General features: G+C 41.1%; 16 protein-coding genes. 1 reads left to right on the forward strand and 15 read right to left on the reverse strand.

The genetic code is table 11. From position 1 onward, the window contains the following. A partial coding sequence (locus CTER_RS14230; RefSeq protein WP_004626545.1) for a hypothetical protein occupies positions 1-1,373 on the reverse strand: 1,373 nt, incomplete at its 3' end. A 353-nt stretch (positions 1,374-1,726) separates the two neighbouring features. Beyond that, the gene (locus CTER_RS14235) at positions 1,727-5,473 is read right to left on the reverse strand and encodes a hypothetical protein (protein ID WP_004626424.1); all 3,747 of its coding nucleotides are present in this window, start codon (positions 5,471-5,473) and stop codon (positions 1,727-1,729) included. Positions 5,474-5,977: 504 nt separating this feature from the next. Here CTER_RS14235 and CTER_RS14240 point away from each other — a divergent pair. Beyond that, complete coding sequence (locus tag CTER_RS14240) at positions 5,978-7,435, forward strand: ArnT family glycosyltransferase (protein WP_004626454.1); 1,458 nt, start codon at positions 5,978-5,980, stop codon at positions 7,433-7,435. Between the two features lie 116 nt (positions 7,436-7,551). On the opposite strand, the gene glgD is transcribed toward CTER_RS14240, so the two are convergent. The 13 genes from glgD to hflX all read right to left on the reverse strand — a co-directional run bounded on the left by glgD (position 7,552) and on the right by hflX (position 22,994). After that, a complete protein-coding gene (gene glgD / locus CTER_RS14245; RefSeq protein WP_004626438.1) occupies positions 7,552-8,670 on the reverse strand; it encodes a glucose-1-phosphate adenylyltransferase subunit GlgD in 1,119 nt (372 codons plus the stop codon). Further along, entirely contained in the window at positions 8,667-9,947 is a 1,281-nt protein-coding gene (locus CTER_RS14250) for a glucose-1-phosphate adenylyltransferase (RefSeq protein ID WP_004626490.1), read from the reverse strand. The genes glgD and CTER_RS14250 overlap by 4 nt, the downstream gene beginning before the upstream one ends. 210 nt (positions 9,948-10,157) lie before the next feature. Next, positions 10,158-10,538, reverse strand: coding sequence for a hypothetical protein (locus CTER_RS14255; RefSeq protein WP_004626556.1), 381 nt, complete (start codon positions 10,536-10,538; stop codon positions 10,158-10,160). 139 nt (positions 10,539-10,677) lie between these two features. Next, positions 10,678-11,454 carry a glutamate racemase gene (murI, locus tag CTER_RS14260; RefSeq protein ID WP_004626461.1) on the reverse strand — a complete coding sequence of 259 codons (777 nt, stop codon included), beginning with the start codon at positions 11,452-11,454 and terminating at the stop codon, positions 10,678-10,680. Between the two features lie 114 nt (positions 11,455-11,568). Then, positions 11,569-11,970 (reverse strand): hypothetical protein, encoded by a 402-nt coding sequence (locus tag CTER_RS14265; protein WP_004626453.1) that lies wholly within the window; start codon positions 11,968-11,970, stop codon positions 11,569-11,571. Between the two features lie 25 nt (positions 11,971-11,995). After that, positions 11,996-13,024: a hypothetical protein gene (locus CTER_RS27030; protein ID WP_004626537.1), complete on the reverse strand. Its 1,029-nt coding sequence runs from the start codon at positions 13,022-13,024 to the stop codon at positions 11,996-11,998. A 9-nt stretch (positions 13,025-13,033) separates the two neighbouring features. After that, positions 13,034-14,500, reverse strand: coding sequence for an MBOAT family O-acyltransferase (locus CTER_RS14275; protein ID WP_004626547.1), 1,467 nt, complete (start codon positions 14,498-14,500; stop codon positions 13,034-13,036). Between the two features lie 740 nt (positions 14,501-15,240). Beyond that, positions 15,241-15,624, reverse strand: coding sequence for a hypothetical protein (locus tag CTER_RS14280; RefSeq protein WP_004626478.1), 384 nt, complete (start codon positions 15,622-15,624; stop codon positions 15,241-15,243). A 33-nt stretch (positions 15,625-15,657) separates the two neighbouring features. Continuing rightward, complete coding sequence (locus tag CTER_RS14285) at positions 15,658-15,882, reverse strand: hypothetical protein (protein WP_040761256.1); 225 nt, start codon at positions 15,880-15,882, stop codon at positions 15,658-15,660. A gap of 307 nt (positions 15,883-16,189) precedes the next feature. Beyond that, the gene (locus tag CTER_RS14290) at positions 16,190-17,440 is read right to left on the reverse strand and encodes an IS110 family RNA-guided transposase (protein ID WP_004626482.1); all 1,251 of its coding nucleotides are present in this window, start codon (positions 17,438-17,440) and stop codon (positions 16,190-16,192) included. Positions 17,441-18,320: 880 nt separating this feature from the next. After that, positions 18,321-18,845: an SMI1/KNR4 family protein gene (locus CTER_RS14295; RefSeq protein ID WP_004626513.1), complete on the reverse strand. Its 525-nt coding sequence runs from the start codon at positions 18,843-18,845 to the stop codon at positions 18,321-18,323. A 15-nt stretch (positions 18,846-18,860) separates the two neighbouring features. Beyond that, complete coding sequence (locus CTER_RS27670) at positions 18,861-21,161, reverse strand: eCIS core domain-containing protein (RefSeq protein WP_004626496.1); 2,301 nt, start codon at positions 21,159-21,161, stop codon at positions 18,861-18,863. Positions 21,162-21,731: 570 nt separating this feature from the next. Beyond that, positions 21,732-22,994: a GTPase HflX gene (gene hflX, locus CTER_RS14310; protein ID WP_004626488.1), complete on the reverse strand. Its 1,263-nt coding sequence runs from the start codon at positions 22,992-22,994 to the stop codon at positions 21,732-21,734. Positions 22,995-23,591 lie beyond the last annotated feature (597 nt).

The raw sequence follows: 23,591 nt of genomic DNA on the forward strand, positions 1-23,591 counted from the left end.
ATTGAGTAGTTAGCTTCTGTTTCAAGAGCAGCCTTGTTCATACCATTGGCATCCTGGAAAGTAAGTACTAACATACGGTTGTTCTGAACCTTGATTGGATCTAACTTAGGTGCAGTTCTATCTTCAACAGCCTTGATGTTACGAGTAGTCTTTGAGATAGCCTTGCCGTCACTATTCTTAACATTTGCAATAGTTAAGTTATAGTAAACATTTCTCTTTGCAGCATCAGTTGTAAGCGTAACCTTGTTCCTGTCACCGTTCAATGCTGCCTTAACAGTCTTGAGTGACTTATCCCAAGTGTAGTTAGCCACATCTGTAGCTGTAGCAAAATCCATCTTATCAGAGAATTCTACTTCAAAGGTGTTTGTATCAGGTGAAGTTACCTTTACAATTGTAGGAGCTGAGTTATCAGCAGCTATTCCTGTAAAGTTGATTGAAACACCGTTTGCAGTTAATGTGTATGAAGCTCCAGCTGATAAAGCGTCAGTTTCAACTACATATAATGTATCTGATTCTTTAACAATATCCTTAACTGCTACTGCTGTAGTAGTTCCCTTCTTAACGATAGCAAAATCAGCTGCGGTTGCTGCTGCTGCTTCCTTAAGAGTTACTGCTACCTTGTTGTTTGCAACAGCCTTAACTGCATCAAGAGCTAAAGAACCGTCAATTGGTAACAGGCTGTTCTTTGAAAGTACAGTCTGTAAGCTTGAATCAGCAGCTAAAAGATTTTCAGCAACTGTCTTACCAGACTCAGTTTTAGCTGTAAGAATACCATACATGAATCCTACTGCAGCATCTCTTGTGAGATCGCCGGTAGCATCAGCATCGATCTTGCTGCCATCAACTTCTGCAAGCTGAGCAACTGATTCGGTGAATGAACCGGTTAAATCATAGCCAAGACCTTTGAGCATGAAAGTTGCGAATCTTGCAGCAGTTACAGAAGCAGCTGGTCTAACATAAAGCTTTCCAGCCTTATCTACTTCACCGGCAATGATTCCTTCCTGAGCTGAATAAGCAACAACCTTCTTTGCATATTCTGATATGTCTTTAGCATCTGCAAACTTGGCAAGAGCCTTGGTTGCATCTTCGTCAGTCAGCTTGTCAGCTTCAGCCTTGTAGCCGAATTCTGTTGCCAACCATATTAATGCATCTTGTACTTTTAATGCAGCGTCCAAACCTGCTGCAGGATTAGTATCATCTGTTCCTGCATAGAGTTTGAGTTCTTTCAAAACTGCAGCCTTGTCGCCATTTACTACTGTAACTGAACTAGCACTAGTAGTAGACTCTTCAGTAGCTGCAAATGCAGCAGCCATTGAAGTTAGCACTAATGCTACTGCCAACACGACTGCTGTTAACTTTCTGAGATTTCTCATGTCTCAAATCCTCCTTGTGTATTTTGTAGCGGGTGGGCTATGCAATTCCGGAGCGGGCTACGCCTATCCCACATTTTATAGCCTCACTCGTTAAACCAGTTTTTTCAAGATTGGCACTGTTATCCAGAATTATGGCTAAATTTACCTATCTTGATTCAAATGTATTATATCACTGGCAATTTTTTCAGTCAATAAAGCCTTTTCAAGTGTAAAGAATTTGTAACAGAAATGCAACAAACCCCAGTGCCTGCACTGGGGTTTGTTGCAACTAATTCGCAATTATGTTAATGATTTTGTTTTACTTAAGTTCGATAACATATTACCGCGTAGTTTATTTTATTTGATTGTCCGTCTTATGGAGCAGCTATTACAACCTTGCCCGCATACAATACTCTTGTGGTGTCATCCTTGTCATATATAGTTATATATACTGCTGTCCCTGCTGTAAAGCTGGTGTCTGTAAATTCAACTACATTGTCAAGGGTATTTCCCGGAGTTGCATCAGCTTTCGGTGTTCCTACAATTACTTTTGTCAAATCTGTAGCAGGTGTTGCCTTGAAGATGTATTCATCTGTATCAAAGCCTGCAAAATCAAGATCTATGCTGCCGGGTGCAGTAGTTAACTTCAAGCCTATGTCAGGAGTGTTTCCAAAGAAGTAGTAATCATTTGATCCTCCTCCGACATATCCTACGGTTACCTTATACTGAACTCCTGCAAGCAGTGGAGCAGCAAGTTGTACCTTACCGTCGGCAATGGTCTTTCCAGGGTATACAGTAGCATTTAAATCAACATCTATAGCAGGTGATGTAGTAGTATCAACTTCAAATACATTTATTGAACCGATGGTTTTACCCGATACTCCAACTGTTATGGTATTGGCATTGTTGATTTCAACACCGGTTATATATCCGGAAACTGTCTTGTTTGTGCCAGGGAAGTCAAACTTAACGCCTGATACGTCTGCTCTGTTTCCAGCTACGTCAACCGCACCGGTTACAGGTTCGAGGTAGTAAATCTTTGATGCATCAACAGCTGTAGTTAAGGTGAGCTTTATAGCTGGAACCTTGTTGGGATCTTCAGTTGAAGTTCCTGCTCCGCTGAAGATTGTTACAGGATTGTTTGATGAATTCAAGTAGTAGATCTTATATGTTCCTGAAGTTGGAACCTTTTCATCGTAAAGCACGTATACTGTCTTGTTATCATCGGCATAAGCACCTGTAATAACTGGTTTGGTTGTATCCTGCAGGTAAGGAGTGAATCCTGTGTAAGCAGCAGATATATTAGTTCCTGCCAGGTCTCTCAACTGGTTGACAGGTATTGACAGCGCTGTTCCAACAGTAAAGTTTGTATTCACTGAGTAATCAAGACTTGTAAAGTGAGTATCTGTTGAATCGGAATCTATCTTTGTGAAGCCGGGCGTACCGAATGAAGCAGGTGCTACAGGCTCATTAAAGTATACTCTTACAGTCTTTGTATCGATTTGTTCAACATAGTCAACAGATGGTGCGGTATTTTCTATTGTGTTGCCGTTGAAGGTGTAGCCTGTTGGTGTAGTACCTACAGCTATCGGAGCAACTACGCTCATCTTGTTGTCAGCGGCGTCTGTGAACTGCCCGCCGGTTGTTGCCTGAATCTGGTAGTTAGCGGAGGTAAGTGCATCTGCTGTTGTCTTAGCCTTGTAAACTATTGTTTTTCCGCCTTCAATTTTACCTGAATACTGGAATACTTTCAGAGTACCGGTCATATTTCCGCTGTTATCCAGCACACCGAAGGTTATTTCGCTCGGCCAAGCCTTTACAGTTTCGCTGAGAGTAATGTGTATTTCACCTTTATTCATAGCGTAGATATAACTTACTTCAGGAGCTGTTACATCCAAAGTGCCTGAGGTTGAAACAAATGACGCCTTTGCGTTTGATACTCTGTTGCCATAATCATCTTCAAGGTTGTTCATTGTTACAGTGTATTTCTTATTTCCAACCTGAGTCTGAGTTGTCAGGGTTACGGTCTTTCTGTCGGAGCTTAATTCAGCCTTTATTGCCGAACCAAGGTCACCGTCTATTACATAGTTTGTAGGATCAATTGCTGTTGATTTCTTGAGTTCTTCAGCAAATGTGAATTTTACTGTAGTTGAATTTACAAATTCTACTTTTGTTACGTATGGTGCAACTTCGTCAACGTCTGATGACATAAAGTTGTATCTGGCATAAGTTGAACCTGATACCGGCTTTAACGCATTGCCGAATTCATCCTGTACACCCTTTACTTCTACAGTATAGTTAATCTTGTTCGGATCAACCACCTGCTGTGCTGTAGTAAGGATAACTCCCTTATTATCTGCACTGTAGGCGTCAGGATATGTGCTGGCCATAGCCTTTGCACTGATTATTTCCAATGTTGAACCTGTGTTATCTTTAATTGTGTAATTAGAGATATCTTCCAGGCTTGCTACATCCATAGCATTGTTATCTGTAAACCAGATCTTTACAGTATTGTTGTTCTTTGATACTACAGGCTTTGAAATATTAACCGTAGGTGCAGATACATCTGCAGGTGCTCCTCTGAAGGTTCTGGTAGTGGTCCCCAGAGCGTTCTTAAGAACAGATGCGTCGGTCAGGTTGCTGAGTGTGAGTGTATATGACTTGTTTGCTTCCTGAGTTGATGTAGTTAAAACAACCTGGTCATACTTTCCATCATCTCCAACCATGTCATATGCTTTTGCACTTTCAACAGTAAGGTCGTTGATGCTGTAATTTTCAACATTTTCAAGAGCTGCCTTGTTCATTCCGCTTGCATCATTGAAGTCAACGATTATAGTGCGGTTATTTTGAACTCTGTGCATTGAAACCTTGGGTGCTGTGCTGTCTTCAGTTGCAGTTACAGTACGTACAGCCTTGGTCATAGCTTTTCCGTCAGAGTTCATAACATTCTGAATTGTCAAAGTATATACAATATTTTTCTTTGCAGCATCAGTAATCAGTGTTACCTTCGTTCTTGCCTCATCCAATGTAGCACTTACAACCTTGATATCCTTGTCAAAGGTGTAGTTGGCCTTGTCTGTTGCAGTTGCAAAGTCCATTTTATCTGAGAATTCAATCTCAAATGTATTGGTGTCCTTGCTTGAAACAGCCTTTATTGTAGGAGCAGTTGTGTCGGCAGCTATACCTGTGAAGTTGAGATTCTCACCTTTAACTGTCAGAGTGTATGATGTACCGCCAACAAGAGCATCGGTTTCAAGAACATATACCTTGTCTGATTCTTTTACAATGTTCTTGATTGCCACAGCTGTACTAGTTCCCTTTTTAACGATTGCAAAGTCGGTAGTTCTTGCCGAGGAAGGATCCTTCAGCGTTATGGCAACCTTGTTGTTTGCAATTGCAACAACCGAATCAACAGCCAGTGACTCAGGAGTTACAAGACCTGCTGCCTCTGCTATTGCCCTGAGACTTGGGGTTGCAGCTATAAGTTTGTCGATAACTGTTTCCAAACCGGTTGCAGCATAATCTGCGGTGAGTGTGCCATAAATCATTCCAACTGCCTGATCTCTCAATAATGAAGTCAGTGCGTATGAAAGATATTCAGCTAAGCCCTGAGCGCCGTCAACCTGTGACAACTGGGTAACTGCTGTCTTCCAGTCAGCTACATCGTAGCCGAGCTGCTTGAGCAGAAGAGTTGCAAACTGTGCTCCGTTAACATCCTTTCTTGCATCGATGTAAAGTTTGCCGGTAGCAGTATCCAATGCTCCTGACATGAAGTCGTTCTTAACCAGGTATGCCATTCTCTTTTCAGCATATGTAGGTACGTCTTTACCATCCGCAAAAGGTTTAAGTATGGCAGATACTTCAGCCGCAGTTAATGCGTTTGCAGCATCATCCAGATTGAATATTTTTGTTAATAGTACGGCAGCCTGTCCTCTTGTCAACTTTGATCCAAGATCAGGGTCAAATTCTTTATCGCTGATTCCAGCATAAAGATTCAGGTCGTGAAGCACAGATGCTTTACTTCCGTTTACCGGTTCATATGCCGCAAATGCCGGAACGGCAGTAGAAAGTGCAATAGATGCAGCAACTGTAACCGCAGAAATCTTTTTAAAATTTCTCATTCCAAATCCTCCTTAGGTTTTTTTAGGCCATAGAGTTACCGGGAAAAATTAGGCCTAACATTCTGATCCCCGGCGTACGATAATTTAAAATCAAGGGTTTGCAGACATTGCGCTCTTGATTTCTGAAATCATTATAGCACCGGTATTTTTAGGTGGTCAACATAATACACCATCATGTAAACTAACTGTAAGCCTTCTGTAATGGGCACACTTGCCCACCGAGGGTTATTATGGTAAACTACCCTTTACCCCCTTTGGTGCTGAATATTGGCAAATCCTTGAACGGTGGGACTTCGAACCTGATCCGGATAAAAGCCGGTTTTGTAATTAATTGTCAATTCCAGGAAAAATCGGATTTTATCCCTGTAATTTAACCGTAACTTTGGGGGTAAAAATATAATTTTTTAAACTATTAACGGTTATTATGATAAAATGAAGGAGAATTAATTGGTAAGGTCTGGAGTCAAGCATATTATCATCTTAACTTTAAGGAGGAGCTGTATCTTGAATAGGCTAAAAGACAGTATCTTTTATATTATTGTTTGGGGGGCTGTTGCACTGTTGGGTTTCATTACTTTACTGAGTGCCTTTAAGTCGGGCCCGGCAAGCCTGAAGCTGCCTTTTTATTCCGGTATTGCTTTTATACTGGCAGCCGGCCTGGTCATATTTATATTCCTCAAGGCAAATCTTCTTTATAAGATAAACTTAAAGGTTTTTTTAGTTGTACTGGCCATACTTGCCCTTATTCCCAGGCTTGTCTGGATATACTTCATCCGGACCCAGCCTTTTTCCGACTTCCTGCACCTGTACAACTATGGTGTTAACGCCAGTAACGGCGATTTCAAAGGCTTTGTGGACTTCTATGCGGTTTTCCCGTTTAAAATGAGCTTCGGACTGGCGCTGGCAGGTTTGTACTCTGTTTTCGGGACGGGTTTGCTGGTGGCAAAGCTGTTTAACGTGATAATGTCTGTATGTCTTGTTTTTATAGTTTATGCCGGAGGAAAGCTGCTTTACGGTGAGAAGGCCGCCAGGATATCCGGCTTGCTGCTGGCTTTATGGCCTGCGGATATAATGTTTACCTCGGTAATAGCATCGGAGCACCTGTTTTTGGTGTTGTTTACAGGCGCTGTGGTTTTAATTCTGAATTTTATTCGAAAGTACTCCTTCAGAAATTACGGAATAGCCAACGGCAACCTGAGCCTTCTGGCAATCGGGCTCCTTACTGCCCTGGCCCAACTGATACGGCCCATGGCAATGATTCTGCTGCCCGTATTTGCCGTATATGTTTTATTATTTAAGCAATACAGGGCTGATTCCCTGGCCAGTTTGGGTCTAAAGGTAAAATCTATTTTTCTGGTGTTTGCCGCTTACTATATGGCGATAAATTTAATTAATCTTCCTGTTCAGAAGGTTACAGGGGTTGATGTGACAAGGTCGGACTCAGGCTTTAATCTCCTGGTGGGCACAAACGATAAGGCCAGCGGGATGTTTAATGACGAGGATTTCAGCATTATTGCAAAGTATGATTACGATATTGACAGGGTACATGCCGAAGCACGGAAAATCGCCATTGAGCGGATCACTTCAAATCCGCAGAAGCTTCCCGGCCTCTTTTTAAGGAAGATTGACAAACTCTGGGGGAATGAAAATTACGGGTACTACTGGAGCACCACACCTGTAAAGGATTCCAGGCTCGAAAACACCGTAAAATCTTACCCGAGGGTTTTTTATGGCGTTTCCCAGGCCTTTTACGTTCTCGTTATGCTAATGGGGATTTGTGCCTGCTTCTATAATCTGAGGGAAAAACGTTATGATGTGTTAATTGTTTTAATGATTTTCGGCGGCATTTTTCTGTCCTACCTGCTGCTGGAGGTTCAATCCAGATACCATCTGCCGGTCATGCCTCTGCTGATTCTGCTGGGCGGGAGTTTTCTGGAGCCGGCAGGTGACAGATTCCAATGAATTTTTTTGTAAAATTTTATTCGTGTATATAATTTACCCCAGAACAATTTGTTCTGGGGTATCGAACATTCTATTCGTTTTTTTGGAAATATTTCATACTTTTTCCTTTGCCGCTTTTATACTATGACGTTCTTCCCTATGATGATGGGCCAGGTTTCCTCGCCTTTCAGGCATCTGCTTTTGGACAGGGTGACGTTCTTATCCAGGATTGCGTAGTTCAGTGTGGAGTTTTCCTCTATTATGCTGCCCTGCATGATTATGCTGTCCTTTACAACAGCTCCCTTCTTGACGGTAACCCCGCGGAACAGCACACTGTTCTCAACCATTCCCTCTATTATACACCCGTCGGCGATTATTGAGTTTCTGACCTCCGCCTCCTCATTGTACTTTGCGGGTGCTTCATCCTTTACCTTGGTAAACACTTTTGCCGTACCCAGAAGCTCTCTGTTGATTTCAGGATTCAACAGCTCCATATTGCACTTATAGTACATCTGGACGGAGGATATGCTCCTCCAGTAGCCATTGTATTTATAACCGTATATTTTCAGCTTGTGCAGCATTTTTATTATTATGTCCATGACAAAATCATAATAGCCATGGGCGACACTTTCTTCCAGCAGGGCTATCAGCAGCTCACGCTTTATCATGTATGTGCCGAGGGAAGCCAGAAGTGTGTTGGGATTCACCGGCTTTTCCTGGAAATCTATAACCCTCTGGCTGCTGTCAACCTGAAGTATTCCCATGTTTGTGAGTTCATCGATGGGAACATCGTTCATTTCACGGTACATGATGGTTATATCGGCATCTGTTTCCTTGTGAGCCTGGAGCATTTCATCAAATGCAGTGGTATATACACAGTTTCCCTGGGATATGATAACGTACTCCTCATTACTTCTTCTTAAGAAGGTGAGGTTATTGTACATGGCATCGGCAGTACCCCTGTACCAGCCCGAGCTTTCATCGGACAGAAATGGAGGAAATATGAACAATCCGTCATTTTTTCTATCCAGGTCCCACTCCTTGCCCGAACCCAGATGGTCCATCAGTGACCTGAAGCTGTACTGGGTTATGACGCCTATATTGGTAATGCCGGAATTGACCATATTTGACAGGACGAAGTCCACTGCCCTGTATTTTCCTCCCACCGGTACGGCAGGGGTCGATCTCATTGTGGAAAGTTCTTTTAATTTTGTACTTTTGCCGCCCGATAAAATAATACCCATTACATTTTTCATTCCCGGACACCCCCTTTGAATATGCTTTTGCCCGACTCAACAGTTAGGGAAGGGAAATCCCCGGCATCCGCGCCTATATCTATCATAACGTTTTTGCCTATTACCGCGCCGTCAGGTATATCCGCCTCTTCACCCACTACTGTTATTCCGGAGTTGTATATACCCGGCTTATATTCGTTCTGCACATCCTCTCCCTCTCCAAGTCTGCAATATTCACCGACAGTTACAAATTCGCTGATGATGCACCTTTTAACAGAGGAATTCTTTTTGATGATTGAATTTGACATTATTATGGAGTCTTCTATGAGAGCCCCCTCCTCAACCACCGCTCCCGGGAACAGAACTGAATTTATTACTGTCCCGTGAACCTGGCAGCCTTCCGCCACCATGGATTTTTTGACACTGGCAGCCGGTCCGATATAATGTGCCGACTTGGCAGGATTGGGGGTATATATCCTCCACTCGGGATCAAACAGGTTGAATTCCGGAACTCTGCTCACCAGATCCATATTTGATTCCCAGAAGGCCTGCACTGTACCTACATCCCTCCAATATCCCGAGAACTGGTATGCCCACATGCTCTTTCCGTCCTTGAGCATGGCGGGGATGATATTTTTACCGAAGTCATTGTCCGAGCTCCGCGTTTCATTGTCCTTTATAAGGTACTTCCTGAGCGTTTCCCAATTAAATATATAAACACCCATTGAAGCCAGTGTGCTTTTGGGATTTTTCGGTTTTTCCTCGAATTCATATATATTACCGTTTTCATGGCAGTTCATGATACCGTAGCGGCTTGCCTCTTCATAGGGAACATTAATTACCGAGATGGTTGCATCTGCATTATTTTCTTTATGAAAATCAAGCATTTTGGAATAATTCATTTTGTAGATATGGTCTCCGGACAGTATTACAACATACTGGGGAGAGTATTTATCTATGTAATGAATATTCTGATATACTGCATTTGCAGTACCTTTGAACCATTCACCCATTTCAGCCTTCAAATAGGGTGATAATATTGTGACGCCGCCGTCAATCCTATCCATATCCCAGGGTTTTCCTATGCCGATATGGGAATTGAGTTTGAGGGGCTGATATTGGGTCAGGACACCTACCGTGTCTATTCCCGAATTAGTACAATTGCTGAGGGAGAAATCAATTATTCTGTATTTGCCACCGTATAAAACTGCGGGTTTGGCAACATTTTTTGTGAGGACGCCGAGCCTGCTCCCTTGTCCTCCGGCAAGTAACAACGCTATCATTTCTTTTTTAATCATTGCATCAACTCCCGGTAATTCATTTTGTCATATATGCTGCATAATCGAAGTTATTACATTTATTAATATTAATTCTACATCTACTCTAATTATTCCTTTCTGTGATGAAAAATATAATGGGTCAAAATAAAATAAAAACCCCGCCCTACCTGCTTCCAAGGGGCAGGTACGACGGGGTTTTACCACGCGCGGTGCTATCTTTAAATACGACTATACTGCATTATGGGTAAAGGCAGCAATAGCGTCAATAGGTATATCGGTAACTGATCCGACTGATCTGATGGGGTATCCGTTATTTCCGTACCCGTTATCCATATTGTCACCCATATTGCCCATACAGCCTATACCGTTTGCATAGGGTGTTCCGCTGCAGGAATTGCCCAGTGCACATCCGGGTGCGGGACCAATTTGACTTAACAGCTTTACAAAGCACTCATTAACCCCTAAAAGCACCCCTGTAAATCCACAGCCTGACATTCCGCCGCTCTTTGTAAATATAGTAACAGTTTCACCGATTCTTTTACATAAGGCATTTGCAATATCACCGTTTAAGCTCAGACCGCCATGGTTATTGTTAAACTCTTCTGACATATTCTCCTCTCCTTCCACAACATTAAATACATCTGATAATCTCAGGCCGGAATGCCCTTTGACAAATCAAATTTATTATTAGGGTTATTACATATTATGTTAACGGTCGGAGGTTTGTTACATTATAAAATTAACATTATCAACATTCTGCCAAAAGCCATTTGAAAATTTTCAGTCTTTCCTCATTAATGATCCGGACCCCGGAGTCGAAGAACTCTATATGACCTCCCTTTCCGGAAGTATTCAGTATTCCCTTCTCCTCCATGAGACATTTCAAATATCTCACTGTTCCGCTGCTTCCGTCTATGACATCGATATGTCCCGGAAGGACAAGCTTGAAAATATTCTTGTATATCGGGAAATGAGTGCAGCCCAGGACAAAGGTCTTGTAGTTGTTGAGGTCATATTCCTTCAGCTTTTCCATTATGACCGGGCCGATCCTTTCCCTGTCGAATATCATACTCTCGGCAAGCTCCACCAGTTCGGGGAAGGCGAGGTAATCAACAACATGCTCATGATCTACCCTCTGTACCAGATTATGAAATTTTTCCTCTTTCAGTGTCAGGGGCGTGGCAAAAACAAGAACCCTCTTTCCGTTACCGTTTTCCACCGCCGGTTTAACGGCGGGCTCCATGCCTACAATAGGAAAGGAATACTTGCTTCTCAAGTCCCTGACCGCTATGCTTGTTGCGGTGTTGCACGCCACCACCAGAGCTTTTATGCCCTTCCCCACCATGAAATCCACTGCCTGAAAAACAAAATTATGTACCTCTTCCTTGGTTTTGGTCCCATAAGGCACATGTTCATTGTCGGCATAATATATATAATTTTCGTCAGGAAGCTGTCTCAGCGCTTCACTCAGAACTGTTATTCCCCCAAAACCCGAATCCAAAAAGCCTATACTATCGTTTTTCATAGGATAAACTCCTCTCCTCCTGTGTTCTGCAATTATTCTGCATCAATACCTGTACTCAACTCATGTCATACTTTTATTATGCCCCTAAAGAGGAAGCGGACATTTGCTGCCCCGTTATATTTCCCTTCTGCGCGGTTCCCTGGAAAATTTCATAATAACGGCAAAAATGATCCATCCCACCCCACAGTAAATGACCGAAGGCAAAAAGTATATAAAATACATCAATTCCCTGAACATACTTGAGAAACTGCTCACACCGTAATAGCTGTACAATGAAACCCCCAAAGAATAGAGGGCTGCAAATATCAGGCTTACGGGGACGATTACAAGTGTTTCCCTGCCCAAAAACCATTTGTACAATAACAACAGCAATAGTGGGAACACTACGGCCGATATCCCGTAAATAATATAGATGCCTGTCATGGTCAGGTTAAGCCTGACTATGGATATCAACAAAACTATTATTACGACAGATTCAAGAATACTCAGCCCCAGTACTTTTAAAACATTCTTCATGATAACCTCCATGTGATGCATTAACTCAAAGTTGTTCCTTCAGCATTTTCAGATGCTGTTCAATATTTTTCTTTGTAACCAAAACGCCGAAATCTTCGGGCACCGGCACTTTATTATAGTTATCAAACATCCTGGCCAGCATTTTCTCACCGATAAACACCCTGAAATGTGAAGTCTCATAGTAATTGAACGGATCTCCCGTTACGGAATTGATGCCGCTGAAATCATAAAAATCGGTTATATCCGCCAGCCTTTTTTTAAACTCCATAAACTGTACGGGATTATTTGCCGTATAGGTGGCCTTGTATGTAGGATTGATAAAAACAATGCATTTTATGGAATTCTTATTGCATAAATCCACAAACTCCTGAATATCCTTCAGCGTTTGGTCCATGAAATTTGTATTATGTACCGACGGAGTTTTAAATTTTTTATCCTTAATGTGTTCATCCTTATGTGTATTTATGTATTCATCTATTTCAGTATGTATAGGTCTGCCCGAGTTGTATATATCGTAAAAAACCGGGAATTCTTCGTCCTTTGGATGGATATATGGCTCAAGGACATTTCTGTCGGGCATTTTAAAAGTATACTTGATATAATACTTTAAATTTTCAATTGCCGATTCCGAATAGAGTTCAGTTATAAGCTCCCCATTCTCTGATCTCGGCTCCAGTTTGTATGAAAAATCCTCCAGGCCAAGCATCACGGTTTTCACTTTTACATTGTTATCCAGAAGCAGTTTGAGATTGTAAAGGTGCTCCGACGGTATTCCCTGAGAAATAGTCATATTATAATACTTCCCGTCAGGTATGCTTTCGCTTGGAATATTTCCCACCCTTGATGACCCGAACATGAAAGAATCATATTTACCGGGATTGTTCAAAAGATACCTGATCTTAATAAAGCGCTGGTTGGGCTCAATCTTTTGCTCCCTGAAATCGGTACGGTAAATCCCATAGGGGTCATAATGCATATTTATATATGTTGTGGGTGCCAAAGCCAGCATGGAGATAATCACAATTTTTATAATCAGTTTAACAGCAGCATTCATAAAAACCTCTTAAAATTGAAAATATATAAATTCATTGCTTCCAAACTCTCCCAGAAGCAAAATAGTCAAAATAAGTATGTAATACGCAGTATATCTGACTATAGCCGGTTTGGTCGATAAAATCTCCCACATGTTTTTACCCGACTCCTCCAGCAGATGTACCCCTTCCATAATAATAATCAATATGAAGCTCAAAATAAAGTAATATTTGTCAAAACCCATAGTACCCAGTTCAGCCAGCTGTGCTCTGATCACATCTGTATCAAGCAATCCCTCGGGTATGTGGCTTATTATATGCACCGCATCAGCCATACTGTTCGCTCTGAAAAATATCCATGTAAAGCTGATCAGTATAAATGTAAACGACACCTGGAGAATCCAATACAGCCTCGGCAGTTTTTCAAGGCTTAATGCACCGGTAACCCGCCGGCGCACATTGCGGGTTATGTACGATATGACCTGGAATAACCCGTTAAGCCCTCCCCATATGATATATGTCCAATTGGCGCCATGCCACAAGCCGCTGATCAGGAAGGTTATCATCAGATTCAGCATCCACCTCGACTTTGAAACCCGGTTGCCTCCCATGGAAATATATACGTAGTCCTTAAACCAGGTTGAAAGGGATATATGCCATCTTCTCCAGAACTCGGCAACAGACTTTGACATATACGGGCGTCTGAAATTTGTCATAAGCTTAAAGCCCATAACCTGAGCCGCTCCAATTGCTATATCGGAATAACCCGAAAAATCGCAGAAGATCTGAAAGGAAAAGAAAACAGTTGCTACAATCAGAGTAAAACCGGTATATTCACTTGAGTTGTTATAAACCTGATTAACGAACAGGGCCAGCCGGTCTGCGATGACAACTTTTTTTAAAAAACCCCATGCCATTAGTTTCAAACCTGAGGTCACCCTCTTATAGTCAAAGCTATGATATTCATAAAACTGATGCAGCATGTTCTGAGGCCGTTCAATAGGACCTGCCACAAGCTGGGGATAAAACATGACATACAGCGCATATATCCCCAGATGCCTTTCTGCCTTCTGATGCCCCCTGTACACCTCAATAACATAGCTGAGACTCTGGAACGTGTGAAACGACAGGCCGATGGGCAGCAGTATCCACAAGTTTTCAATGGGATAATTCCAGTGGAGCAGCCGTGCCATATAAGCCATGTTCTCATTGAAAAAATTAAAATACTTAAAAACAAACAATATGCCTACATTTGATAATATGCTGATAATCAGGAAGAGCTTTTTCTTTTTATCCTGCAGCCTTTCGATATAAATTCCCGAAATATAATCTATAATTATTGTAAAAATTAATATCAATATGTACACAGGAACGAAAAACATATAAAATATGCAGCTTGCTGTAAGCAGCATAACCCACCGGAGCTTTTGCGGCAGCAGAAAATACAAAATAGTAACTATGGGGAAAAAAATTAAAAAATCCAGTGAATTGAATAACATTATGTACCTCATATATAGTAATCATCACTTGAATTTTACTACATAATCCAAGACTTTACAACAATATCAGAGGCCGATAAATGTATCCCGGAACCGGAATAAAGGCTGCTGCAAGATAAAGACAGTATATCTATTTCTATTACATTTTTATAGTTAAGGCAACCAGGAGCTGGGCAAAATGCCTCCGCTGAGTAAATTGATTTTTACTGCGTCTTTTTTGCCTGCGGAATGCTCACCCCTGTATGGCGACGTGTTACCTCTGTTTCCGATTTTCAAGCGACTCTGGGATATTGAATACCCATATACAGATTGAGAAGGAATTTGAGGGCAATTTGGCTACTGTTTATTCCGATACTTTTCCGAACAAATTGTGCTGAACCCACCGTTTTTTTAATGCGGGTTAAAGAGGGTGGTCGCAAGCAACCTCCCCTCGGATTATATCAGCCCGCAATGCGGGCTGCAGCATTTTGCATAGGTGGTCGGAATTGGGGGTACGGTCACCTTTCAGGTGGTCGGATTATGAGAACACCCGCATTTACCAAGGGGTTACATGGTGGTCGTTACTGACACCTGTTGCTTTTACGGGGACAAAAAGACAAAGTCTTAACAGAGATTGTATCTCCATTAAGACCTCATTTATGAGTTACTATTTTATTCGCCTTGTGACATATTCAGTGTAAAATGTTTGGATGCTAGGATTAGGAATTATAGTTGCCATGATTTATTTAAGTAGTTTACAGCTAGGCAATCTGGAGAATGGTTTTTGTTTCTCCAGACTCTCGATCCCAAAACACATAAAATACAGCGTCATCATGAAGACCTGTCTTTTGAGGAGATAAATTTATTTGACCTACAAACATCATCGGTTTTCCTTCAGAAAATTGCCACTCAGACCCTTGAATCCATTCTGGCCTACTCTCTAAGAATAAAAAATTTTTAGAAACAGCACTTCTTAACCAACTTTCCAAATTGTCTCCTTCACACTTTTTTAGTAACTTTATGAAATATTCCTCGCTTTCTATCGAAGATAATGGGTCAAAATAAAATTCTCTTCCCAAACGTAATAGTATTTTCAAAGATTCAATTGGTATTTCAGTTGAAAAGTTATCCACGTATTCACTCATACTTACCCTCCATAATTATCAAAATAATTTAAACTATTTAAATCTTATAAAATCATAATTCAACTTTCTTCCTGGAGGCGAGAGTTTTTCATGCTCCCATGGCCATACTTCACGAATGTTAATTGGCCCATCAAATCCAGGAACACCCCTATTTCCATTTGCATGATGAAGTTCTTTTTCAACAAGTTTTTCATAGGTTTCCCCAGTTTTTCTATCCTTCACGATAACTCTTGCTTTTGGGGCATATCCCTCTTCCATTATTGCACGATTTTGTGGGCTAAAGCCCCAGAATCTTTTAAGGCTCTATTTTTCCAATATCTTGCACGTATTGTATCCCATGTAGGATATTTGCCTTCATTTGTGATTTTTGTAATTGAGTCTCCTGGCTTACACTCAGGAAACTTCCCAACCTCACTTACTCTCGCATTATAGAAGCTCTATACTCCGTTGTTATCCTGCAGCTTTCCTTACGCCTAAAAAGACTCGCTCTATATGAAGCCTCCTTACAGAAGCTTATTTACATTTTTTACAACTCTATTTTACCATAATGACAGTTCAAACAACATCAATCTGCCAACTTTTCAAACGGCTTGTATTCGGTCTTTGTCCGCATCATGCCGTAAATAATCCTTACAGCTCTTCTGGTTATGCAGACAAGGGCTTGCGGCTTTGTTTTGCCTTCCTTGAGCTTGCTTTCAAAATATTCTCTGAATACCGGTTGTCTTGCCTTACCGTTGGGATTTACCTGCACCAATTGGATGGCGAGAAAGTGGAATATTGCGTTCAAAGCCCTGTTGCCCTGTCTGCTTCGCTGGTCTTTGCCCTTTCCGGCAGAGCTGAAATTCACAGGAGCCACACCGCTGAAACGAGCCAGCTTGTCGGAGTTCGGGAACCTTTCAATATTGCCAATCTCAGAGATAATACCAGCTGCTGTGATAAGGTTAATGCCTGGCATGGTATGAAGCTTGTACCCTGTAAGCTGAATCAACTTTTCCAATTCCCTGTCAATATCCTCGTTCTCCTGCTTCCTGAACTTCAATTCCCGTACAAGGCTCCTGATAACAAGGTCACGCTCATTCTGATAGTCCTTATCCTGCGGGCTGTTTCTCTCTGAAAGTGCTATCATCTCCTGCACCTTCTTTACCGTCATACCCCTATGCACCTGCCGTAATTCCTCCAGCAATTCTTCCGGCTGTACATCTTTCAGATGCTTGGGATGGGGGTACCTCTCCCAGAAATACATGGCTGTTTTGGTGTCCACATCACAGAAATATTGCTTGTAGCTTGAGTAAACATAGGTAAGCTGGGCATTCAGCTGGTTTTTGGCAATAATAATCCCTTTGATGAGTGAATCCCTGCGTTTTACAAGTTGCCGGATCGTCCAGAATAAATCGTCATGCTGTTCATCCGGCAGGGTGTCCAGCATATCCCGCAGTATCCTTGCAACACAGAAGGCATCGTAGGAGTCATCCTTCCTGGACATGGGTGCGCTGGAACGCATCGCATCGGTGTAGGCAGGATTTACATGCTTGACGGGGTATTTATGCCCCAAAAGGTAGGAGGCAAAGTTCCGCCCGAAGCCTCTGGTATCTTCTAGTCCGAATATGGGCTGTAATTCTCCGTATAGCGATTTCACATCGGCCATGAATTTGTCATAGGCCGACGGTCTGTTGGCGAAGGTGATCTCGCCTAATTTGTTAGTCCAGCAGTCCATAACCACTGCCGTATGGGTATCCTTATGCATATCGATGCCTATAAAAGCCATCCTGCGTTTATTGTAAATGTTATCTCCTCCGTTTCTTTGCTTTGTCTCCATAAAACCTGCCGGCAACCGCACTTTATGAGCGTTAGATTCGATTAGGGACATTTCTTGAAAAGATGTGTCCCTAGACCTTAATCCCCGCAAGGGAGCGTAAACCTATCCATTTTCCATGTGACAAATTACGTGATTTCAGGCATCACGAGCCTTGATTCAATTGTTGTGTGTGATATTAACTCTGGTACGGAAGGATTGCAAGTAGATTCTGAGGACTTTTGAATAGAAAGAACAGAACAAAAAAACAGAGAGGAAAAATATTATCGTTTAATCCTCTCTGTGTGAATATTCATTTTATATTGTGCTTTTTTGAAAGTTCTGAGGGAAATCCCCCCTTAAACCCCCGGCTGCCCCCATTTTAGCATGGACAAGAATGCCGGTCAAGCTATGGTTCACCATGAACCATGGGGGATGGGCTATGCCTCATGCACTGAGTAAAACCGGCTGCAGGAATTAATCCGTACAGCATGCTTTCAGTCTTCAAATTCCTTACCCCTGTGTGGTGACGTGTTGCCCCTGTTTCCGATTTTCAAGCGACTTTGGGGTACGAATACCCATGCACAGATTGAGAAGGAATTTGAGGGCAATTTGGCGACTGTTCCTTTCGATACTTTTCCGAACAAATTGTGCTGAACCCACCGTTTTTTTTTAATGCGGGTTAAAGAGGGGTGGTCGCAAGCAACCTCCCCTCGGATTATATCAGCCCGCAATGCGGGCTGCAGCATTTTGCATAGGTGGTCGGAATTGGGGGTACGGTCACCTTTCAGGTGGTCGGATTATGAGAACACCCGCATTTACCAAGGGGTTACATGGTGGTTAGATAACCGCCCTTGCATATCTAAACTATGATGGCAGGCTACTACACTCACACTATTTCTTATTAGTCAGCTATACCATCATATGCATCACCATATGGCACAAAATCATCTTTTAAAAAATACCAATACTCCCCTCCATTATTTATAAAGTGTTCTAACAATTCAGTAAATGATTTAGCAATTATCGGCGTACCTCCCATTTCAGGATAACTATCCCAAAATGCTTTGTAGCATTGACCCATCCGCTCTTTATTAAAATCAATAACTGCATAATCTGAATTATACAAGTCAGCAATTATAAACCAATCTCTAGATATTTCGCTATCATAATTTCCCTTTTCAATTTCGGCATTAATAATATCCTCACCAATAATTACTGGATTAGCAAAAACGACCTCTTCTGGCTTAACAATTTTAATAGCATAAGCAGCACCTTCAAACAGGCTCATACCCCCACAAAGACTATAAAACTCTTTTACATCGTCTGGGATTGCCAAATTATTTTCCACTTGTGGCAACCTCGATGGAGGTAGCACAATGCAATTGGGTAAAGTCTTTGCTTTAGTAATTAACTTTTTAATATTCATAAACACTTCACTCCTTTACTTTTCTAGTCCATAAATATATCTATGAAATTCTTGATAGTAATCTCTTCTGGCAGCCTGAGGCACTTTAGCTGCATCAAACATATCTTCAGACAATTTTTGTATTTGCTGTGGAGAGATACTTTTCCAATCAACTTGCCCTTTGAATCCATAGTTTTCATATTTCCATTTTCCAAATACAGACCTTGTTGCATTGTGTTGTTCTGGCGTTAATGCCATTGCTGTTGAATCGGCAGGTCTGGGTTTATAACCAGGAATATTTTTCTGTGCCCACATATCCATTACTCCATGATGATTTTGAATGCCTGGTGTTTTATCTCCATACTTAACTATATCAAATGGTTTTACATTGCCAACCTCACTTACTCCCGTATTAGCCGTTCCCTTATCACCTGCGTTCTTTACCTGCATTTCTGGAGTAACCGCTTTCCTTACCGGTGTTTCCGTAACTACTGCTTTCTTTACCGGTGTTTCTGTAGCGACTGCTTTCTTTACAGACACTTCTGGAAAAATAGCATTTTTTACACTTGTAAAAATCTCATCTGCCTTTTTACAAATAGTATCAATTCCATTTCTAACCGATTTTGCAAATGAAATAATTTTTTGAATTACTTTATTTCCACCTAGAGTTTTTACCAGCTTAATTTCTGCAGCTGATTTTATTAATTCTGGAATCTTACGAAGAATTCCTTTTAAGTTATCCAGATAACCACTTAGCTTTTTAATAACTTTATTACCACCGCCTAAGAATTTCACCAAGAATTCTATGGCATCCGTAACTACCTTACTAAACTTTCCGACCTTTCCAACCTTCAAAGCTTTAGATATAGCTTTCATTGGCGTTGCAATAACAGAGCCTACCGCGGGAATTAAAGCTATCCCTGAAAATACCGCACCCAACCAATCCTTTCGTACTACACTTATTCCGACATTTACTCCATCGGCTATATCACCTACACCTGGAACAAAGCCTATAACATCAATTACCGTTTGAATTCCATCTAATACATCATCCGCATCAATAGTATCCTGTTTTTTATCTTCTGTAGCTTTCTTCGGTTTATTGTTTGTATTGATTGCTAATTCTTTCTTCTTTTTTTCTGTTCTTTCATTCTCCTCTTTTACTCTAATTATCTTATTTCCTTTTTCTTTCTTCAAAGCATCATATGTAGCTTTATCCAGCTTTCCAATAGGTTCGACCCCTTGCATATACTTAACCTGTGCTAAAGTTTGGGCTGGTGCATTCTGCTTTAAGCCGTTATATGTATCCTTACAGATTTTTTGGAATTTGAGCAATGCTTTATATGTTTCTCCATCAGGGCTCCACTTACCATCAACTCCGTGCTTTGAAAGATTATAACCTATATCCCGAAGCATGTCCTGAGCTTCAAAAACATATCTGTTATATTCACCAGCTTTTATGTTCCAGGTATTTCCTTCATTAGCATCATGAGTATTTTGCTTTGAAAGCCGTATTGCTTCTTCTTGTGTAATTCTCTGTATAACCTTACTTTCCTGCTGCATATTAGGAAGTTTTTTTAATTGCACTATGCTTTCTGTAGAACCAACACTCTCCGCCTTAGCCCCCATAACATCGGCCTCTTTTTCAAGACCTGCATTGTCATTCACAAGAGCACCTGTTTTCATCTGCATTGTGGGTGTAACTCTTCCCTGCTTTTGCTGAACAGCATGCCAGCCCTCATGAGGAAGATGCTTTTCCTTTCCCGGTGCGATATGTATATCATTTCCCTGTGTATATGCCAAAGCTCCAATTTGCGGTGGCTTATCGGAGTTTTGATGCACTTTTACATCTGATAGATCAACACCTGATAGTTTTTCAAGTCCTGCTCTCAAATTATGTTGCATACTTGAGCTTGAAGCAGAAGTATTGCCATCATCCTTTTTCATTTGTATTGGAGGCTTAGTGCTGTTATCCTTTGAACTTATGTCTTCTTTTTTCCCATCCGAATCCTTTCCAATTTCAGAATTTGATCTTCCTGATAAACTTGGCTTCATTGCAACATTTGTCTGCTCTATCTTTCTTTGCTGTTTGCGTAGCTTCGCTTTCTCTCTTGCTGCTACTGCTTGCCTGTACCCTATAATTGATTGCAAAAACAAGAATTCTTCTCTTGTTATGGCATCAGGATCATTAAGCATCATCTGCAGCAATTTCTTGTAATCTGTTGTTCTTACTCTTTTTTTATTTTCAGCAGGCTTATTCTTATGATTATTATTCACAGGATTATTTGTCCTGCCTGAAGCTGGCTCTGGCTTTTTTACTAACATCTTGGTCTGCATATATGAGTCACCCCTAAATTCAGTCTGTAATAATAAGTAAATTCCAGGTGCTATTTAACAGCCGGATTTATAAAAAAATTTTTCATTCTTAAACGGATAGATTCTGCTCTAAATCATCCTGCTTATACCCCTGCCCAACCTTCTTCTCCCTCCTCTTTCTCATCAGCTTACTATCCACCTTGAATCCAATTGTACTCTTGTCAGGTAGTGGTACATTATTTTCAAATATCCTCCCATATGATTCATCATTCTTGAAATTCCTAGTGCACCGAAGGCTCTCTGAACCTATGCATATATCGAGAAAGAATTTGGCTTACTCATTCCCTTGCTCTACCGACAGCGTAAGCCATTTTATTGCAAGTTCTTTGTTCTTCGGTATGTCTTTTCCAATCTACCTGTATTCTTTTAGCACAAGACATAAAAAAATGGCTGATGCCGTGCGCAGCAAAACCCCCTGGGAAGGTTAATCTTCCCAGGGGGTTCGGCTAGCTAGAGTGAACAGCGGCAATATGAATCCATTGCATAAACTTATGCATAAATTTATTTTTTTAAAGCATGGTCTTATATTTATTAGCCTTTAAAAGCAAACTCCTCAAACCGTTTATAATCACTTACCCTGCATTCCACAGTGAGCAGTGTTCCGTCCTTCTCATAGCTCACCGCCTTAACATCTGCATTTTCATTAAAATACGCCACTATATTTCCCCGGTCATATGGGACCAGCATTTTATACTCCATATACTGTGTAAATACTTCTTTACCAATGAGCCCGACCAATTCTTCTATTCCCGAATCCTTTTTAGCTGAAATATATACCTTTCCATCCTCAATGCAGGGGATTGTCACATCGGTCAGATCAGCTTTATTGAATACAAGTATGGTTGGTATCTTATCGGCACCTATCTGCTTTAAAGTTTCATTAGTCACATTGATCTGCTGAACAAAATTTGGGTTCGAACTGTCCACCACATGCAGGAGCAGATCCGCAGTCCTTACTTCTTCCAATGTTGAACGGAAGGCCTTGACCAGTTCATGAGGCAATTTACTGATAAACCCTACGGTGTCGGATAACAAAAAGGCTTTCTTATCCGGCAGAGTAATATTTCTGACTGAAGTTTCCAAGGTAGCAAAGAGCATATCCTTTTCAAATACTTTTTTATCGGCATTCTTTTGATAAACCTCAACCAGCGCATTCATCAGCGTTGATTTGCCTGCATTCGTATAACCTACCAATGCAACCGAAGGCAGTCCGGCTTTGTTTCTTTTGCTGCGCTGGGTATTCCTCTCATTTACAAGCAGCTCCAACTCTTTACTCAGCTCAGCTATTTTAGACTCTATCCTTCTCTTGTCGAGTTCCAGTTTTGTTTCTCCGGAGCCTCTATTTCTGAGACCGGAACCGCCTCCCTGCCTGCTCAGATTATCATTCAGGCCTTCCAGTCTGGGAAGCATAAATTTAAGCCGTGCCACTTCCACCTGAAGTTTCGCTTCCCGCGTTTTCGCTCTTTTTGCGAAGATTTCAATTATGAGCATGGTTCTGTCAATTACCTCCCTCTCAAGCGAATCCTCCAAATTCCGCAGCTGGGACGGGGTGAGTTCATTGCTAAAAACAACAACATCCGCTTTTACTTCATCAATCAGCAGCCTTACCTCTTTCACCTTGCCCGAGCCAATATGGTAAGCGGTATTAACTGCTTTTAAATTCTGCTCGACCACCCCTGCAATTTCCAGCTCACATGCAGCCGCTAAATTCTTAAGTTCTTCCATTGAGTCTTTAAAAAATGTCTGGTTATTTATATTTATACCTACTAAAAGTGCTCTTTGTTTTTGTATCATAATCAATCGCTCCTTCGATATGCTAAAATAAATACTTTATAGCACGGAGTCATGATTTCACTTTTTCCATTGATATTGGAGGCTACGTCACAAACCGTGCCTTAGATTCTGATTCTTATATAAAAAGCGGTAATCCGGATTCTCATTTTAAACGCCTCCCTCCACAACGTTTCGGGGTACTTTTCAGCCCTTAAAACATAGTTAACTGTCTGTTGGATTCCTGTATTCGAACAACGGAATAAATATGAAAAGGCCGCAAATGAACAAAATTCACCTGCAGCCTTATTTTTTATCACCAAAATCGAAAAATGTACCGAAAAAGACATGAATGATGTATTAATTACACTTACATCTGACGAATCTCGGAATGGTAATATTAAAAGCAAGTATGATGTTCTTTACAAGAATCCATAAAATAAGGTACATAAACAGACCTGCTGAAAGGTCGATTACCTTATTTTTTATTTAGTTTTGATTAAACTAAATTGCGTATTCTGATAAAGAAAATCCTCACTCTTAACACCTCAATTTCTTTTTATTTTATTTAATTATAACATGAGATTGGCCGGTTATCAATTTATAAAATCCATTAGTAAA

It is taken from the genome of Ruminiclostridium cellobioparum subsp. termitidis CT1112 (genome assembly GCF_000350485.1).
GTDB lineage: Bacteria > Bacillota > Clostridia > Acetivibrionales > DSM-1351 > Ruminiclostridium > Ruminiclostridium termitidis.

Bases quoted from the DNA above. Each gene is read 5' to 3' on its own strand.
- CTER_RS14275 (WP_004626547.1), bottom strand. From the start codon at position 14,500: ATGTTATTCAATTCACTGGATTTTTTAATTTTTTTCCCCATAGTTACT.
- glgD (WP_004626438.1), bottom strand. From the start codon at position 8,670: ATGAAAAATGTAATGGGTATTATTTTATCGGGCGGCAAAAGTACAAAA.
- CTER_RS14235 (WP_004626424.1), bottom strand. From the start codon at position 5,473: ATGAGAAATTTTAAAAAGATTTCTGCGGTTACAGTTGCTGCATCTATT.
- CTER_RS27030 (WP_004626537.1), bottom strand. From the start codon at position 13,024: ATGAATGCTGCTGTTAAACTGATTATAAAAATTGTGATTATCTCCATG.
- CTER_RS14255 (WP_004626556.1), bottom strand. From the start codon at position 10,538: ATGTCAGAAGAGTTTAACAATAACCATGGCGGTCTGAGCTTAAACGGT.
- CTER_RS14250 (WP_004626490.1), bottom strand. From the start codon at position 9,947: ATGATTAAAAAAGAAATGATAGCGTTGTTACTTGCCGGAGGACAAGGG.
- murI (WP_004626461.1), bottom strand. From the start codon at position 11,454: ATGAAAAACGATAGTATAGGCTTTTTGGATTCGGGTTTTGGGGGAATA.
- CTER_RS14265 (WP_004626453.1), bottom strand. From the start codon at position 11,970: ATGAAGAATGTTTTAAAAGTACTGGGGCTGAGTATTCTTGAATCTGTC.
- CTER_RS27670 (WP_004626496.1), bottom strand. From the start codon at position 21,161: ATGCAGACCAAGATGTTAGTAAAAAAGCCAGAGCCAGCTTCAGGCAGG.
- CTER_RS14290 (WP_004626482.1), bottom strand. From the start codon at position 17,440: ATGGAGACAAAGCAAAGAAACGGAGGAGATAACATTTACAATAAACGC.
- CTER_RS14295 (WP_004626513.1), bottom strand. From the start codon at position 18,845: ATGAATATTAAAAAGTTAATTACTAAAGCAAAGACTTTACCCAATTGC.
- hflX (WP_004626488.1), bottom strand. From the start codon at position 22,994: ATGATACAAAAACAAAGAGCACTTTTAGTAGGTATAAATATAAATAAC.
- CTER_RS14285 (WP_040761256.1), bottom strand. From the start codon at position 15,882: ATGGAAGAGGGATATGCCCCAAAAGCAAGAGTTATCGTGAAGGATAGA.
- CTER_RS14280 (WP_004626478.1), bottom strand. From the start codon at position 15,624: ATGAGTGAATACGTGGATAACTTTTCAACTGAAATACCAATTGAATCT.